We start from the raw sequence: 14,987 nt of genomic DNA on the forward strand, positions 1-14,987 counted from the left end.
CCCCGTCTTCACAAAAGATCAGCCCGCACCCTTTCCAGGCGTCCTTGCGTGTGGTGTCCTGCGCTGGCCTGCGTGGCGGCAAAAGCCGCCTCGACCGGCGCGCACCGGGGCATCGCGGCCCAGGGCCCGGCGGTCTTGCCGGCGTCTGTCGTGCGGCCGCCCCCTGTTGCCCCTCCCGGTGCCGGTGGCCCCTCAGAGCCATTTGGCCCCTGCGTGCTCGCCGCCTGAGCAAGGGGCGGCCGGGCCGGAAAATCCCCGATTGCACAGGGGGACGCGCCCCCCTATGTGCACCTGTCACACTGCCCGGATAGAGCCGTGCAGAAGAGCGCCCGCGAGAGAGGCGCGAAAGGAAATGACATGTCGCAATTCACGCTCGGATGGGAAGAATGGCTGGCCCTGCCCGGCCTCGGCCTGCCGGCGATCCATGCCAAGGTGGACACCGGCGCCCGCACCTCGGCTCTGCATGCCTTTGCCATCGAGCCCTTCGGCCCGGCGGAGAAGCCCATGGTGCGGTTCGCCATCCACCCCGATCCCCATGATCCGGCGCTGGAAATCATCTGTTCCGCGCCCCTGAAGGACCGGCGCGAGGTGACCTCCTCCAACGGCGAGACCGAGCTGCGCTTCGTGATCGAGACCGAGGTCGCCATGGGCGGACGCAGCTGGCCCATCGAGGTGACCCTGACGGACCGGGGCTCGATGGCCTACCGGATGCTGCTGGGGCGCTCGGCCCTGGCCGAGGACATGGTGGTGACCCCGACCCAGAGCTTCTGCCAGCCGGAGCTCTCCTTCGGCGAGTACCGTGACATGCCGCGCCACCGGCAGCACCGCCGGGCGCTGCGCATGGCGGTGCTGACCCGGGAGCCGCGCAACTACTCCACCCGCCGCCTGATCGAGGCGGCAGAGGCGCGCGGTCACACGATGGAGGTGATCGACACCACACGGTGCTACATGAACATCCGCGCCGTGGGCGGCGAGGTGCATTACGACGGGCGCCGCCTGCCCCACTACGACGCGGTGATCCCGCGCATCGGGGCCTCGATCACCAATTACGGCACCGCGGTGGTGCGGCAGTTCGAATCGATGGGCACCTACTGCCTCGCGGGCTCCGAGGGGATCACTGTCTCGCGTGACAAGCTCCACGCCCACCAGGTGCTGGCGCGGCACAGGATCGGCACGCCGACCACCGCCTTCGCCCGCAGCCCGAAGGATTCGGGCAACGTAATCTCCCTCGTCGGGGGCGCGCCGCTGGTGCTGAAGCTGCTGGAGAGCACCCAGGGCAAGGGCGTCGTGCTGGCCGAGACCCGGAAGGCGGCGGAGAGCGTGATCTCGGCCTTCCAGGGGCTGAAGGCGGATTTCCTCGTGCAGAACTTCGTGAAGGAAGCCGCGGGCGAGGACATCCGCTGCCTCGTGGTGGGCGGCAAGGTCGTGGCCGCCATGCGCCGCCGGGGCCAGCCGGACGAGTTCCGGTCGAACCTGCATCAGGGCGGCACGGCGGAATACGTGCGCATCAGCAAGGAAGAGCGCGACACCGCGCAGCGTGCGGCGCGCGCGATGAAGCTGGACGCGGCGGGCGTGGACCTGCTGCGCGGCGAGGATGGGCCGAAGGTGCTGGAGGTGAACTCCTCCCCCGGGCTGGAGGGGATCGAGGGCGTGTCGAAGAAGGACATCGCCGGGCTGATCATCCAGCATATCGAGGGCAAGGTGGCGCCCAAGGCCCCGCGCCGCGGCCGGGCGGCGCCGCGCAGGGGCTGAGCCCAGACATCGGACAGGACACCCGCCGCGCGCCGGCGGGTGTTTTGTTTTGTGCCCGCGCCTGCCCGGACCGGACCGGACGCCCGCCCAGGCCGGAACACATTACACAAGATAGATATTTACAGCGCGGCCAGAGCCAGCCCATCATCACCCCGGCCCGATTTCATGGCCGGGGGCCCTGCCCCCTATTTGCAAGACAAGGGGCGCGTGACGCCCCGCATTTCGAAAAGGTGACAGATGGCGGCAACCGGCATTGCCCTGCTTTTCGTGGCGGGCACCATCCTCATCGCCTGGAGCGTCTATTTCGCGACGCGGGCGCTGGTGGGCAAGACCTTCGGCAGCGACACGGAGGCCTTGGCCTCCTCGGTGATCTTCCGGGTCTCGGCCCTGCACGGGCTGATCCTCGCCCTCGTCTTCGCGCAGGAGCTTCTGGACTACAACGAGTTGCAGCGCGTCGTCCTGCAGGAGGCGACCGCCGTGGCCGACATCTACAATGAAATGCGCCGCTACGGCGGGGAGGACGTGGCGCCGGTGCAGGCGGCGCTGTCGGACTACCTGCAGGTGGTGAGCGGGCCCGAGTGGGCCGCCCTCGGCGAGACGCAGCGCCTCACCGGCGAGGGCTGGCGGATCTGGGACGACATCTATGGCCGCCTGCTGGACCTGCCGCCCGACACGCCGCGCGAGAGCGCCCTGCGTGATCACATGCTGAGCAAGGCCCAGACCATGGCCGCCCTGCGACAGGAACGCGAGGCCACGGCGCTGCACGGGATCAGCCCGCTCTTCTGGTTCGCGGCGCTTGCGGGCGTGGTGCTGGTGACGATCCCCTACTTCATCTTCGCCCCCACCCGGCTGCACCTCGTGCTGCTGAGCATCTATGGCGGCTTCACCGGGCTGGTGATGTACGTGATCTTTGCCTTCTCCGATCCCTTCGGCGGTCCCGGGGCGATGGATCCCGCGCCCTTCACCCGGCTTCTGGAGACCGAGATCGGCCACCATGGCACCCGCTGAGCAGCGGCACCGTGACGCAGGGAAGCCGTAAATTTATTAACCGTGCCTTTTCAGACCTGTAAACACCCTGCACAAATCTCGATGTTAGCGCCGAAGGGCGGCAGAAGGGCGCAGTCTGGCCACTTGCGCGGTGCGAAACCCCGCGCCTAACAAGGTGTGATAGAGTGTTTCGTGTTCACGTGGGATGGAGGAGGACCGCGATGACGACCTACGCTGACGTCTATGACAGCTGGAAGGCCGACCCGGAGAAATTCTGGATGGAGGCCGCCGAGGGGATCAGCTGGTACCAGAAGCCGACCAAGGCGCTGTTCGACGAGGCCGCGCCGCTTTACGAATGGTTCTCGGACGGGATGGTGAATGCCTGCTACAACGCCGTGGACCGCCACGTCGAGGCCGGCCGCGGCCCGCAGGTGGCCATCATCCACGACAGCCCCGTGACCGGCGTCACCCAGAAAATCACCTATTCCGCCCTGCGCAACCGCGTTGCCACGCTGGCCGGTGCGCTGCGCGCCAAGGGCATCGGCAAGGGCGACCGCGTCATCATCTACATGCCCATGGTGCCCGAGGCGCTGGAGGCGATGCTGGCCTGCGCCCGACTTGGGGCCGTGCATTCTGTCGTCTTTGGGGGCTTTGCCGCCCATGAGCTGGCGGTGCGCATCGACGATGCCAAGCCCAAGTGCATCATCGCCGCCTCCTGCGGGATCGAGCCGGGCCGCGTGGTGCACTACAAGCCCCTGCTGGACGGCGCGCTGGAGCAATCCACCCACCAGCCCGACTTCTGCGTGATCTTCCAGCGCGAGCAGGAAGTAGCCGAGATCGTGGAGGGCCGCGACTACGGCTGGCACTCCTTCCAGTACGGGGTTGAACCCGCAGACTGCGTGCCCGTCGAGGGCAACCACCCGGCCTATATCCTCTATACCTCCGGCACGACCGGCCAGCCCAAGGGCGTGGTGCGCCACACGGCGGGCCATATCGTGGCGCTGAACTGGACGATGAAGAACATCTACAACGTGGGCCAGGGCGACAGCTTCTGGGCCGCCTCGGACGTGGGCTGGGTCGTGGGCCACAGCTACATCTGCTACGGGCCGCTGCTGGCGGGCTGTTCCACCATCGTCTTCGAGGGCAAGCCCGTCGGCACTCCGGATGCGGGCACCTTCTGGCGCGTGATCTCGGACTACAAGGTGAAGAGCTTCTTCACCGCCCCCACCGCCTTCCGCGCGGTGAAGCGCGAGGACCCCAAGGGCGAGTTCGTCAGGAAATACGACCTCTCCTGCCTCGAACAGGTCTACCTCGCGGGCGAACGCGCCGATCCGGACACGATCCTCTGGGCGCAGGACCAGCTGGGCGTGCCGGTGATCGACCACTGGTGGCAGACCGAGACCGGCTGGGCCATCGCGGCCAACCCCATGGGGATCGAGCCGTTGCCGGTGAAGGTGGGCTCTCCTTCCGTGCCGATGCCGGGCTACGACGTGCAGGTTCTGGACGAGGCCGGCCACCCGGTCGCCCCCGGCCAGCTGGGCGCCATCGCCATCAAGCTGCCGCTGCCGCCGGGCACGCTGCCGACGCTCTGGAACGCCGAGGCGCGGTTCAAGAAAAGCTACCTCGAGCATTTCCCGGGCTACTACGAGACCGGGGATGCCGGGATGATCGACGAGGACGGCTACCTCTACATCATGGCGCGCACCGATGACGTGATCAACGTGGCGGGCCACCGGCTGTCCACCGGCGCGATGGAGGAGGTTCTGGCCTCCCATCCGGATGTGGCGGAATGCGCGGTGATCGGCGTGGCGGATACGCTGAAGGGGCAGATGCCGCTCGGCTTCCTGTGTCTGAACGCGGGCTGCAACAAGCCCCATGGCGACGTGGTGAAGGAAGTGGTCAAGCTGGTACGTGACCAGATCGGCCCGGTGGCGGCCTTCAAGCTGGCCGTCGTGGTGGACCGCCTGCCCAAGACACGGTCGGGCAAGATCCTGCGGGCCACCATGGTCAAGATCGCGGATGGCGAAGACTTCAAGCTGCCCGCGACGATCGACGATCCGGCGATCCTCGATGAAATCCGCGAGGCGCTGCGGACGCTCGGCTATGCCGGGGGTGAACCGGCACACGCCTGACGGGTGGCGTGACCGATACGCGGCACGCACCTGACGGGTCGCGTTAGGAGAATGCGGGGCGCCCGGCTGGATCGGGCGCCCTGTTTCGTTTTCGGGGGAGTAAGGCTGTTTTGGCGGGGGCAATACCTTCTTTTGGTCGTAGCAAGCCCGCGAGGCACGGGCTACTCGCTCGAATTGGTCTTAACGAGATTCAGCGCTCCCGCTGATAGTTCCCCTATCCGGCCTTCGATTAGGGCAGCGCCGTCCCGCGGGGTGGCGCAATAGCGCCGGTCGCCATTGGTGCGCCATTGGTTCGAGCGCCAATGGCGACGGGAGGCGGGTCCGCGCTGCCCAGCCTCACGGCCGGGTGGGACATGTCGAGGGCACGGCGTGTCAGGAGGACTTCCCCTTGATGGACCAGCTGTCATTCACCGCAGTTTGAGGCCCACCCGGCATTCCTCAGAGCCTTGCAAGATCACGACACAAAGCCCCGCCCCTCTCCCAACAGACCCTTCCCCCCAAAAGAAAAGGGCGGCCTGCTGGCCGCCCCGTTCCGATCCTGTCACCGTCGCTCAGTAGCGGCCGGCGAAATCGTCCACCTGGCGTTCCGCCTCGTCCTTGGCGATGCCATAGCGTTCCTGCAGCTTGCCGACGAGCTGATCGCGCTTGCCGTCCACCACGTCCATGTCGTCGTTCGTCAGCTTGCCCCAGTTCTCCAGAGCGTTGCCTTTGAGCTGCTTCCAGTTGCCTTCGATACGGTCCCAATTCATCACAGGGTCTCCTTTGTCGATTGCTCTGCCAGCGTCCTTGCCGGCTCGGGTGAACAACGGCGCAGCCCCGGCCCCGGTTCCCGTAAAAGTGGCGTTCAGAGCGGGCGGCGCCACATCTCGCCGACGAGGTCCACGCCGAAGGAATGATGCGGCGAGACCTCCTGAAGCACGAACCCGCGGGCGCCGTAGATGCGCCGCGCGCCGGTCAGGCAGTCCTGCGTCCAGAGTTCCATCTCGCGGTAGCCCGCATCCTTCGCGAAGGCGATGCAGGCGTCCACGAGCGCACCGCCCACCCCCTTGCCGCGGGCAAAGCTCTCGACATGCAGCAGGCGCAGTTTGGCCACGCCCTCGGCCCCGGCCATGCAGAAAACCGCGCCCGCGCGCTGCCCCTCGACCTCGGCGATCCAGCCGCGCTCGCGCGCAGGCTCCAGCGTTTCCGCGAAATCCGCCAGAATGCGCAGGACCAGCGCCTCGTACTCGCCGTTCCAGCCGTAGTCTGCGGCATAGATCGCGGACTGGCGGTCGATGACCCAGCCCATGTCGCCGGGGGCCAGACCCCTCAGGATGACGCTCACAGGAACTGCTCGCTGATCAGGCGCTCCTCCAGCCCGTGGCCGGGATCGAAGAGGATGCGGTGGGTGACCGTGGGGTCGGAATGGATCTCGACCCGCACCACGTTGCGGACCGAGCGGCTGTCGGCATCGGCCATGACCGGGCGCTTCTCGTGCTCCAGCACCTCGAAGGTGACATGGGCCCGCTTGGGCAGCAGCGCCCCGCGCCAGCGGCGGGGCCGGAACGGTGCGATCGCCGTCAGGGCCAGCACGTCCGAGCCGATCGGCAGGATCGGCCCGTGGGCGGAGTAGTTGTACGCCGTGGAGCCCGCGGGGGTGGAAAGCAGCGCCCCGTCGCAGACCAGCTCTTCCATCCGCATCTTGCCGTCCACATGGATGCGCAGCTTTGCCGCCTGCGGCCCCTGCCGCAGCAGCGAGACCTCGTTGATCGCCAGCGCCCGGTGCTCCTTGCCGTCGGCCCGCGTCGCGGTCATGGCCAGCGGGTTCACCAGCGCCTCCTCGGCGCGGCCCAGCCGGTCGATCAGCGCGTCCTCGTGATAGGCGTTCATCAGGAAGCCGACGGTGCCCCGGTTCATGCCATAGACCGGCGCCCCCAGAGACTGGGTGCGGTGCAGCGTGGCCAGCATGAAGCCATCGCCGCCAAGGGCCACGATCACGTCGGCCTCGGATTCGGGCACATCTCCGTAGCGCGCCACGAGCGCGGCACGCGCCGAGCGCGCAAGCGGCCCGCGGCTGGCGGCGAAGGCGATCTTCAGGCTCATCCCGTCCCACTCTTCTTCAGGTCTTTCCGTCATTTAGAAGCACAGGACGCCGCGAATGACCAGTCATGGCCGCTTTGCGGGCGCGCTGTGCCGTTTTCGCCCCTTTCCGTTGCGACCGCTTTTCGGTAAACCGCGCCCATCCTTACGCCCCGACTGCCATTCGGAGATGCAGACATGAAAGACGCAGGCTTCTTCACCACCCCGCTGGAAGAGCGTGATCCCGAGATCTTCGGCGCCATCCGCAAAGAGCTGGGTCGCCAGCGGGACGAGATCGAACTGATCGCCTCGGAAAACATCGTTTCCGCCGCGGTTCTGGAAGCGCAGGGCTCGGTCCTGACCAACAAGTACGCCGAAGGCTACCCGGGCAAGCGCTACTACGGTGGCTGCCAGTACGTGGACGTGGCCGAGACGCTGGCCATCGAGCGCGCGAAAGAGCTGTTCAACTGCAAGTTCGCCAACGTGCAGCCGAACTCCGGCAGCCAGATGAACCAGGCCGTCTTCCTCGCGCTGCTCCAGCCGGGCGACACCTTCATGGGCCTCGACCTGAACTCGGGCGGTCACCTGACCCACGGGTCGCCGGTCAACATGTCTGGCAAGTGGTTCAACGTCGTCTCCTACGGCGTGCGCCAGCAGGACGAGATGCTCGACATGGATGCGATCCGCGAGAGCGCGCGCGAGCACAAGCCCAAGCTGATCGTCGCCGGCGGCACCGCCTACTCCCGCGTCTGGGACTGGGCCGAGTTCCGCGCCATCGCCGATGAAGTGGGCGCGTACCTGATGGTCGACATGGCCCACATCGCGGGCCTCGTGGCCGGTGGCGTGCACCCCTCGCCGATCCCCCACGCCCATGTCGTGACCACCACCACCCACAAGTCGCTGCGCGGCCCCCGTGGCGGCATGATCCTGTGCAACGACCCGGACATCGCCAAGAAGATCAACTCGGCCGTGTTCCCCGGCCTGCAGGGCGGCCCGCTGATGCATGTCATCGCCGCCAAGGCCGTGGCCTTCGGTGAGGCGCTCAAGCCCGAGTTCCAGGACTACGCGGTTCAGGTCGTCGCCAACGCGAAAGCCATGGCAGACCAGCTGATGAAGGGCGGGATCAACGTCGTCTCCGGCGGCACCGACAACCACCTCTGCCTCGCCGACCTGCGTCCCAAGGGCGTGACCGGCAAGGCGGCGGAGGCCGCCCTGGGCCGTGCGCACATCACCTGCAACAAGAACGGTGTGCCCTTCGACCCAGAGAAGCCCTTCGTGACCTCCGGCATCCGTCTGGGTGCCCCGGCCGGCACCACCCGCGGCTTCGGCGAGGCCGAGTTCCGCCAGATCGCGGACTGGATCGTCGAAGTGGTCGACGGGCTGGCCGCCAACGGTGAAGAGGGCAACGACGAGGTCGAGGCCAAAGTCCGTGGCGAAGTCGCAGCCCTCTGCGCCCGCTTCCCGCTCTACCCCGACATGTAAGGTGCAGGCGGGGGCCACCGGCCCCCGCCCCCTTGATATGACACGGGATCTTCCCATCGAAGCCCGGGCCGAAGCATGGCTTTCGGCCCGCCTGCCCGGATCCCTCGGGGTCTGGGTTCTTTTCGTCGTGAAGCAGCTCTGGGCCTGTCTCTTCGGCCTGTCGATCCTCGCGGCGATCATCCTCTCCAAGGCGATCTGGCAGGCCGACTGGCCGATCTGGCGCTATGACGCGCTGGTGGTCTTCGCGGTGGCCATGCAGGGGCTGATGCTGGCGCTCAAGCTCGAGTCCAAGCACGAGGCGCTGGTCATCCTGATCTTCCACATCACCGGCACGGTGATGGAGCTTTTCAAGACAAGCGCGGGCTCATGGGCCTACCCCGAGGCGGGCTATCTCAAGATAGGGATGGTGCCGCTCTTCACCGGGTTCATGTATGCCTCTGTCGGCAGCTACATGGCGCGGGCGATCCGGCTCTTCGACATCCGCTTTGCCCCCTACCCGCCGTTCTGGACCACGGTCCTGCTGGCCACGGCGATCTACGTGAACTTCTACAGCCACCACTTCCTGCCGGACGCACGGGTCGTGCTCTTCGCGGGCACCGTGCTGCTGTTCTGGCGGACGCGGGTGCACATGCGGCTGGGGGGCTCGGGCGAGGTGACGATCCGCCTACCGCTGGCGGCGCTGGCCACCGCCTTCGGCCTCTGGATCGCCGAGAACATCGGCACCTTCACCGGCACGTGGCTCTACCACGGCCAGAGCCCGTGGGACCGGGTCCGGCTGGGCACGATGGGGTCGTGGTACCTGCTGATCTACGTCGCCTTCGTGACGGTGACGCTGGTCTACCGCGACATGCTGCTGCGCGATCCGCTGGTCAGAGCCAGCCGCGCCAGCGGGCCACGACAAGACAGATCGCCAGAAACAGCAGCAGATTGAACGCGACGGAGCCGAGCACCTCGAGGATCATGCCGATGCGGCGGTCCTTGGGGTCGATCGCCTCCAGTGCGCGGGTGAGCCGGCCAAAGGCCTTGTCGACGCCCGCCGGGTCGATCTGCACCGCAAGCTTGGGATTGCCCATCAGACCCTCCGCCGCGACAAGTTCCGCCCCCGCCTTGCGGGCATAGCGCGGCAGGCGGCGCCCCGCCTTGTGCAGCGCGGGGGCCAGATCCTCGGCCTGCACCGACAACTGCGTGTGGAACAGCTTCAGCACACGCGCCTTGCGGGTGTGAAACGCATTGGTGTCAATCACTTGTCGCTCCTTCTGCCCGGCCAGGTTAGACCCGCGACGCCCCCGCTACAAGGCCTCCCACCAGGCCGCCGTCAAGGCCCACACCCCACGGCCCCAGCCCCCCCCTTCCAGCCATGCACGGGCCCTCTGGCGGTGCGTCGGCCGCTGCGCTATGCAAGAGCCATGCTGAACACGATCCTCCACGGTGAGCCCACCGAGAACCCCACCCTCGTCATCGTCCACGGCCTCTTCGGCTCTGGCCGGAACTGGGGCGTGATTGCCAAGCGCCTGTCGGAGGACCGGCAGGTGATCGCGGTGGATCAGCGCAACCACGGGTCTTCGCCGTGGTTCGACGAACATGACTACGAAAGCATGGCTGCCGACATCGCCGAGGTGATCGAACAGGGCCCGGGCCGCGCCGATGTGCTGGGCCATTCCATGGGCGGCAAGGCCGCCATGGTGCTGGCCCTGACCCGGCCCGAACTGGTGAACCGGCTGGTGATCGCGGATGTGGCGCCCGTGGCCTACAGCCATGACCAGAACCAGAACATCGAGGCCATGCGCGCGGTCGACCTGTCGAAGGTCGAGCGGCGCTCGGACGCGATGGCGCAACTGGCCGAGGTGCTGGACGACGCCACCCTGCCCGCCTTCTTCACGCAGTCGCTCGACGTGCCGGAGAAACGCTGGCGGCTGAACCTCGATGTGCTGGAGCGCGAGATGCCCAGGATCATCGGCTTCCCCGAGGTGGGCAGCCCCTTCGGCGGGCCGACGCTCTTCCTGTCGGGGGCGGAAAGCTCCTACGTGAAGCCCGAGTACCGGGACCGGATCAAGGCGCTCTTCCCCAAGGCGCGCTTCGCCAAGATCCCCGGTGCGGGCCACTGGCTCCACGCCGAGAAGCCGCGCGAGTTCGAGCAGACCGTGGGCGCCTTCCTGCGGGCCTGAGCCCCTACTCCACCATCTTCTTCGCCACGACCCACGTCACCGGCAGGGCCAGCACGGCGCCTGTCGCGGCGGCGGCGAGGATCGGCACCAGCGTGTCATATCCCGCCACGAGGACGACAATCACCGCCGTCCCGGCCAGTGTGGTCGAGATGAGAGAGAAGAGGATCGGGGCAAGGCGCATCATCGTCGGGTCTCCGGTCACGGGGTCCCCGAACACATAACGTTTCCGGAATGCGACTTCCTTGATCTGTGTCAGCCCGGCGCCTCTGGGGACGCCGGGCTGCACGGCTCACAGGTTGGTCACATGGACCGCGGGCCGGTCGCCCATGCACCACTTGCCCTCGATCGCGCGTTCGACCTGTGCCGCCAGTTGCAGCAGCAGCCCGTCATTGCCCTGTGCCGCCTGCGCCTGAATGCCGAGCGGCAGGCCATTGGCGTGTTTCGCCAACGGCATTGACAGGCCGGGCGTGCCGCAGAGGTTGTTCAGCGGCGTATAGGCGAAGAAGCCCCAGAGGTTGCCGAACCAGTCCAGCGCCGAGGGGTTCTCGGTGATGGTCAGGTATTCGGTGGTGCCGATGGGGGGCGTCTCGCGGGCGGTGGTGGGCGTCAGGATGATGTCCCAGTCCTCGTAGAAGGCCCCGAAGGCGCGCGAGGTCTCGTTGAAGGCCAGCTCCATGTCGGCGCGTTCGGTGTAGCCCGCGTTGATGCCCTGCTCCCAGATGCGGATGTTCATCGGCTCGATCAGGTCGGCGGGCGGCGTGTCGAGGCCGCGGGCGCGCAGCATCCGGTTCACCGTCTGGGCGAAGTTCGTGATGTAGCAGGTGGTCTGCGCGGCATAGGCCTTTTCGAAGTCGACCTTGGGCGTGACCCACTCCACGTGGTGCCCCAGCGTGGCGAGGAAGGCCGCGACGCGCTCCAGCTCCGCCGCGATATGGGGCGTGGCGCTGTAGGGCCCCCATTCGTGCGAAACGGCGATACGCAGCGGCTTCGGGTCCTGTTCGACCTGCTTCAGGAAGGGCGTGTCGGGGTGCCAGTAGGGCATGAACTCGCCCGGCGCGCCGCCCCGGCAGGCATCGACGAAGGCCGCCGTATCGCGGACCGAGCGGCTGATGCAGCCCTGGGTCGAGACGACGGAGGCGAAGTCCGAGGAATAGGGCGAGATCGAGAAGGTCCCGCGCGAGGATTTCAGCCCGATCGCGCCGCAGGTGCCCGCCGGAATGCGGATAGAGCCGCCCCCGTCCGTGCCATGCGCAATCGGCAGCACGCCCGCGCCCACCATGACGGCAGAGCCCGCGGAGGAGCCGCAGCTGGTGTAACCGGTGTCCCACGGGTTGCGGGTGACATACATCGCCGGGTTCTCGGCCGAGGAGCAGCAGCCGAACTCGGGCGTGGTGGTGCGTCCGACGATGTTGAGGCCCGCGGCCTTCATCTTGGTGACGAGGAAGCTGTCGCTGGCCGGCCGGTTGCCCTGCATGAAGAAGGAGCCCTGCTCCTGCAGGCGCCCGCCCAGCGTGGGGCCGAGATCCTTGAGCAGGAAGGGCAGCCCGGCAAAGACGCCCTCCGGGTCCGCGCCGTTGACCGAGGCATCGGCCACCGCGTCGTCGAAGACCTCGACCACGCCGCAGATCTCCTCGTTGACGCCGCTGATTCCCGCCGCGACCTGCGCCGCCAGTTCCTCCGCCGAGACCTCGCCGGCCTTCACCTTCTGGGCCAGACCAATGCCATCGTGACTGAACCACTCTTCCCAGCTCATCGTCAGCGTCATGAATTATCCCTTATGATACAGCACGTTACCGCCTGAAATCAGCCACGGACAGCGGCCAGAAAGAGCGGTTTCCCCCGAACGCTAGGCCGATTGTCGACAATGGTCAATTCGCTCCTCACCGCGATTTTCGCAGCCCCGCAGGCTCTGCCTAATCGCAGGGCAATCGCTTCGCCAGCACGGAATCGGCGCGAAAGACCGGGGGCGAAGTGAAGATTGAGGATTGACGACAATCGTCAAACTGCCGTCTCTTCGAGGCTGACGCGGGGAGTTCCCGCCCCCTTCCGGGGGCCGCCCGCGCCGCCCGGGCGCGCGCATGCTGGTTCTGCGCCCGCCCCTGTCCGTCCACCACGTCCGCACACGGAGACGCCCGATGACCCTTCCCGATCTTCCCTTCGATGCGCAGCAGATCGTCGCCGGGCTGAAGCCCTGGATCGAATGCGAGAGCCCCACCTACGATCCCGCGGCGCTCGCCCGGATGATGGACCTCGTGGCCTTCGAATGCGCCGCCATCGGCGCCTCGGTCGAGATCATCCCCGGTCGCATGGGCTGCGGCCCCTCGGTGCGCGCCAAGATGCCCCACAAGGATCAGGGCAAGCCCGGCATCCTCGTCTCCGGCCACATGGATACGGTGCACCCCGTCGGCACGTTGGCCAAGAACCCGTTCCGCGTGGAGGGCGACAAGGCCTATGGCCCCGGCATCCAGGACATGAAATCCGGCAATTACATCGCGCTGGAGGCCATGCGCCAGATCGCCCGCGCCGGGCTGGAAACGCCCCTGCCCGTCACCTTCCTCTTCACGCCCGACGAAGAGATCGGCTCGCCCGCCACGCGGGAGCTGATCGAGGGCGAGGCGCTCAAGAACAAGTATTTCCTCTGCCCCGAGCCCGCGCATCTGAACAATGCCGTCACCACCGGCCGCTATGCCATCGCCCGGTTCGAGATCACCTGCTCGGGCAAGCCCAGCCATGCGGGCGCCAACGTGAAGGGCGGCATCTCGGCGGTGCGCGAACTGGCGCACCGGATCATCGAGATCGAGGCCATGACCACCGAGGATTGCACCTTCTCCTGCAATGACGTCACTTCGGGCCAATGGGTGAACTGCGTGCCCAGCTTTGCCCGGGCGCAGGTGCTGTCCATGGCGAAGAAACAGGAAGACCTCGACGCGGGCGAGGCCGCGATGCTGGCGCTTGCGGGCACCCGCAACGGGGTGGAGTTCACCGTGAAGACCACCGTCGTGCGCCCCGTGTGGGAGAACGAGCAGCCCGAGACCATGGCGCTCTACGAGATCGCCAAGGGGCTGGCCGCCGAGATCGGGATGGAGCTGCCCTATGTCTCCTCCGGCGGCGGGTCGGATGCGAACTTCTCGGGTGCGATGCGCATTCCCTCGCTCTGCTCCCTCGGCGTCTCCGGGGCGGGCCTGCACACGCTGGAAGAGCATATCGAAATCTCCAGCATCGTGCCCCGCACCCGCCTTCTGGCCGGGCTCTTCATGACGCTCGAAGCCTGAGACTACGTACAGACCGGCGGCCCGCACCGGGCCGCCCGACAAGACCTCCCGGAGGCCGAATGACACCGACCCAGATGCAGGGTGCCGAGATCGACATTGGCGCACTGTCCACCCCCTTCACGCCGATGACCGCCGAGGAGGCCGCCGAGGTCGCCCGCGACCTCTACGGGCTGGAGGGCGAGCTGAAACGCTTTGCCACCGAGAAGGACGACACCTTCCGGCTGCGCACGCCCACGGGCGCCTATGTCCTGAAGATCGCCAACCCGGGCGAGAGCGCCGAGGAGCTGGACCTTCAGATCAAGGTGCTGCGCCATATCGAGCGGACGGACCCCGGCCTGCCGGTGCCGCGCATCTTCGCGGACCGCGCCGGGAACGACCAGCCGGTGATCCTCGACCGGACGGGGGCGGTGCGGCGGGTGCGGCTGATGAGCTTCCTCGAAGGCACGCTCCTCGACACGATCGCGCCGCTGGAGGAGGAACTGCCGGTGATCGGGCGGATGTGCGCACGGCTGCGGCTGGCGATGGCGGGGTTCGCGCATCCCGGCGCGCAACGGGTCGTGGCCTGGGACGTGCGACAGCTGCCCGGCCTCGGCACCCTGCTGGCGGATGTGAAGGACCCGGGCCAGAAGGCCATGCTGGAGGCCGGATACGCCCGCTACATGGACCTCTTCCCGCGGATCGACGCCCTGCCCCGGCAAGTGGTGCACAACGATTTCAGCCGCTCCAACCTTCTGGTGGACCGCTCAGGCCCCGCGAACCTCGTGGGGATCATCGACTTTGGCGACACGGTGGAGACGGCGATTGCCATCGACCTTTCCACCGCGCTTCTGAACCAGCTGCCCCGTGACGCCGCCGAGAACCCGGTGGAGGACCTGCTGGCCGCGCCCAGGGCGGTGCTCCACGGCTATCTGGAGGTCGCCCCGCTGACCGATGAGGAACGCGCCCTGCTGCCGCACCTCGTCATGGGCCGGGTCATTGCCCGCGCACTGATCACCCTGTGGCGCGCCCGCGAATTCCCCGACAACGAGACCTACATCCTGCGCAACACGGAACAGGGCTGGGCCCAGCTCGACTGGTTCCTCGCCCGCGATCCCGACGACATCTCTGCGCTGCTGGCCTGAGCAGCCCTTCCGAAAGGC

At 67.4% G+C, this 14,987-nt stretch carries 14 protein-coding genes; 8 read left to right on the forward strand and 6 right to left on the reverse strand.

All coding sequences use genetic code 11. The features are described from left to right. Window positions 1-357 precede the first annotated feature (357 nt). The 3 genes from rimK (at window position 358) to prpE (ending at window position 4,871) form a co-directional block, all read left to right on the forward strand. Window positions 358-1,752 carry a 30S ribosomal protein S6--L-glutamate ligase gene (rimK, locus tag ACX9MO_RS02230; RefSeq protein WP_462213388.1) on the forward strand — a complete coding sequence of 465 codons (1,395 nt, stop codon included), beginning with the start codon at window positions 358-360 and terminating at the stop codon, window positions 1,750-1,752. A gap of 237 nt (window positions 1,753-1,989) precedes the next feature. Next, window positions 1,990-2,760 carry a bestrophin-like domain gene (locus tag ACX9MO_RS02235; protein ID WP_462213389.1) on the forward strand — a complete coding sequence of 257 codons (771 nt, stop codon included), beginning with the start codon at window positions 1,990-1,992 and terminating at the stop codon, window positions 2,758-2,760. A 200-nt stretch (window positions 2,761-2,960) separates the two neighbouring features. Beyond that, the gene (prpE, locus tag ACX9MO_RS02240; RefSeq protein WP_462213390.1) at window positions 2,961-4,871 is read left to right on the forward strand and encodes a propionate-CoA ligase PrpE; all 1,911 of its coding nucleotides are present in this window, start codon (window positions 2,961-2,963) and stop codon (window positions 4,869-4,871) included. Between the two features lie 551 nt (window positions 4,872-5,422). On the opposite strand, the gene ACX9MO_RS02245 is transcribed toward prpE, so the two are convergent. The 3 genes from ACX9MO_RS02245 to ACX9MO_RS02255 all read right to left on the reverse strand — a co-directional run bounded on the left by ACX9MO_RS02245 (window position 5,423) and on the right by ACX9MO_RS02255 (window position 6,953). Beyond that, entirely contained in the window at window positions 5,423-5,620 is a 198-nt protein-coding gene (locus ACX9MO_RS02245; protein WP_222492598.1) for a CsbD family protein, read from the reverse strand. A gap of 95 nt (window positions 5,621-5,715) precedes the next feature. Then, window positions 5,716-6,195 (reverse strand): GNAT family N-acetyltransferase, encoded by a 480-nt coding sequence (locus tag ACX9MO_RS02250; RefSeq protein ID WP_462213391.1) that lies wholly within the window; start codon window positions 6,193-6,195, stop codon window positions 5,716-5,718. After that, window positions 6,192-6,953: an NAD kinase gene (locus ACX9MO_RS02255; protein WP_222492594.1), complete on the reverse strand. Its 762-nt coding sequence runs from the start codon at window positions 6,951-6,953 to the stop codon at window positions 6,192-6,194. The genes ACX9MO_RS02250 and ACX9MO_RS02255 overlap by 4 nt, the downstream gene beginning before the upstream one ends. Window positions 6,954-7,127: 174 nt before the next feature. Here ACX9MO_RS02255 and glyA point away from each other — a divergent pair, with 174 nt between their 5' ends. After that, window positions 7,128-8,411, forward strand: coding sequence for a serine hydroxymethyltransferase (gene glyA / locus ACX9MO_RS02260; protein ID WP_222492592.1), 1,284 nt, complete (start codon window positions 7,128-7,130; stop codon window positions 8,409-8,411). A gap of 37 nt (window positions 8,412-8,448) precedes the next feature. Then, the gene (locus tag ACX9MO_RS02265; RefSeq protein WP_462213392.1) at window positions 8,449-9,342 is read left to right on the forward strand and encodes a DUF817 domain-containing protein; all 894 of its coding nucleotides are present in this window, start codon (window positions 8,449-8,451) and stop codon (window positions 9,340-9,342) included. Here ACX9MO_RS02265 and ACX9MO_RS02270 read toward each other — a convergent pair. Beyond that, window positions 9,281-9,655, reverse strand: a complete 375-nt coding sequence (locus ACX9MO_RS02270; RefSeq protein WP_462213393.1) for a hypothetical protein — start codon at window positions 9,653-9,655, stop codon at window positions 9,281-9,283. The genes ACX9MO_RS02265 and ACX9MO_RS02270 overlap by 62 nt on opposite strands. 162 nt (window positions 9,656-9,817) lie before the next feature. Here ACX9MO_RS02270 and ACX9MO_RS02275 point away from each other — a divergent pair, with 162 nt between their 5' ends. Beyond that, window positions 9,818-10,576, forward strand: a complete 759-nt coding sequence (locus tag ACX9MO_RS02275) for an alpha/beta fold hydrolase (protein ID WP_462213394.1) — start codon at window positions 9,818-9,820, stop codon at window positions 10,574-10,576. A 4-nt stretch (window positions 10,577-10,580) separates the two neighbouring features. On the opposite strand, the gene ACX9MO_RS02280 is transcribed toward ACX9MO_RS02275, so the two are convergent. Continuing rightward, complete coding sequence (locus tag ACX9MO_RS02280; RefSeq protein WP_462213395.1) at window positions 10,581-10,760, reverse strand: CTP synthetase; 180 nt, start codon at window positions 10,758-10,760, stop codon at window positions 10,581-10,583. Between the two features lie 105 nt (window positions 10,761-10,865). Beyond that, the gene (locus ACX9MO_RS02285) at window positions 10,866-12,341 is read right to left on the reverse strand and encodes an amidase (RefSeq protein ID WP_462213396.1); all 1,476 of its coding nucleotides are present in this window, start codon (window positions 12,339-12,341) and stop codon (window positions 10,866-10,868) included. A 370-nt stretch (window positions 12,342-12,711) separates the two neighbouring features. Between ACX9MO_RS02285 and ACX9MO_RS02290 the strand changes: the two genes are divergently transcribed. Both ACX9MO_RS02290 and ACX9MO_RS02295 read left to right on the forward strand, forming a co-directional pair. Then, window positions 12,712-13,848, forward strand: a complete 1,137-nt coding sequence (locus ACX9MO_RS02290; protein ID WP_462213397.1) for a M20/M25/M40 family metallo-hydrolase — start codon at window positions 12,712-12,714, stop codon at window positions 13,846-13,848. A 59-nt stretch (window positions 13,849-13,907) separates the two neighbouring features. Further along, complete coding sequence (locus tag ACX9MO_RS02295) at window positions 13,908-14,969, forward strand: phosphotransferase (RefSeq protein ID WP_462213398.1); 1,062 nt, start codon at window positions 13,908-13,910, stop codon at window positions 14,967-14,969. Window positions 14,970-14,987: the final 18 nt, after the last annotated feature.

Source organism: Pseudooceanicola profundus (assembly GCF_054919315.1).

Excerpts from the sequence above, each read along its gene's own strand:
- rimK (WP_462213388.1), top strand. The coding sequence starts at position 358 with ATGTCGCAATTCACGCTCGGATGGGAAGAATGGCTGGCCCTGCCCGGC.
- ACX9MO_RS02235 (WP_462213389.1), top strand. The coding sequence starts at position 1,990 with ATGGCGGCAACCGGCATTGCCCTGCTTTTCGTGGCGGGCACCATCCTC.
- prpE (WP_462213390.1), top strand. The coding sequence starts at position 2,961 with ATGACGACCTACGCTGACGTCTATGACAGCTGGAAGGCCGACCCGGAG.
- ACX9MO_RS02245 (WP_222492598.1), bottom strand. The coding sequence starts at position 5,620 with ATGAATTGGGACCGTATCGAAGGCAACTGGAAGCAGCTCAAAGGCAAC.
- ACX9MO_RS02255 (WP_222492594.1), bottom strand. The coding sequence starts at position 6,953 with ATGAGCCTGAAGATCGCCTTCGCCGCCAGCCGCGGGCCGCTTGCGCGC.
- glyA (WP_222492592.1), top strand. The coding sequence starts at position 7,128 with ATGAAAGACGCAGGCTTCTTCACCACCCCGCTGGAAGAGCGTGATCCC.
- ACX9MO_RS02265 (WP_462213392.1), top strand. The coding sequence starts at position 8,449 with ATGACACGGGATCTTCCCATCGAAGCCCGGGCCGAAGCATGGCTTTCG.
- ACX9MO_RS02275 (WP_462213394.1), top strand. The coding sequence starts at position 9,818 with ATGCTGAACACGATCCTCCACGGTGAGCCCACCGAGAACCCCACCCTC.
- ACX9MO_RS02280 (WP_462213395.1), bottom strand. The coding sequence starts at position 10,760 with ATGATGCGCCTTGCCCCGATCCTCTTCTCTCTCATCTCGACCACACTG.
- ACX9MO_RS02285 (WP_462213396.1), bottom strand. The coding sequence starts at position 12,341 with ATGACGCTGACGATGAGCTGGGAAGAGTGGTTCAGTCACGATGGCATT.
- ACX9MO_RS02290 (WP_462213397.1), top strand. The coding sequence starts at position 12,712 with ATGACCCTTCCCGATCTTCCCTTCGATGCGCAGCAGATCGTCGCCGGG.
- ACX9MO_RS02295 (WP_462213398.1), top strand. The coding sequence starts at position 13,908 with ATGACACCGACCCAGATGCAGGGTGCCGAGATCGACATTGGCGCACTG.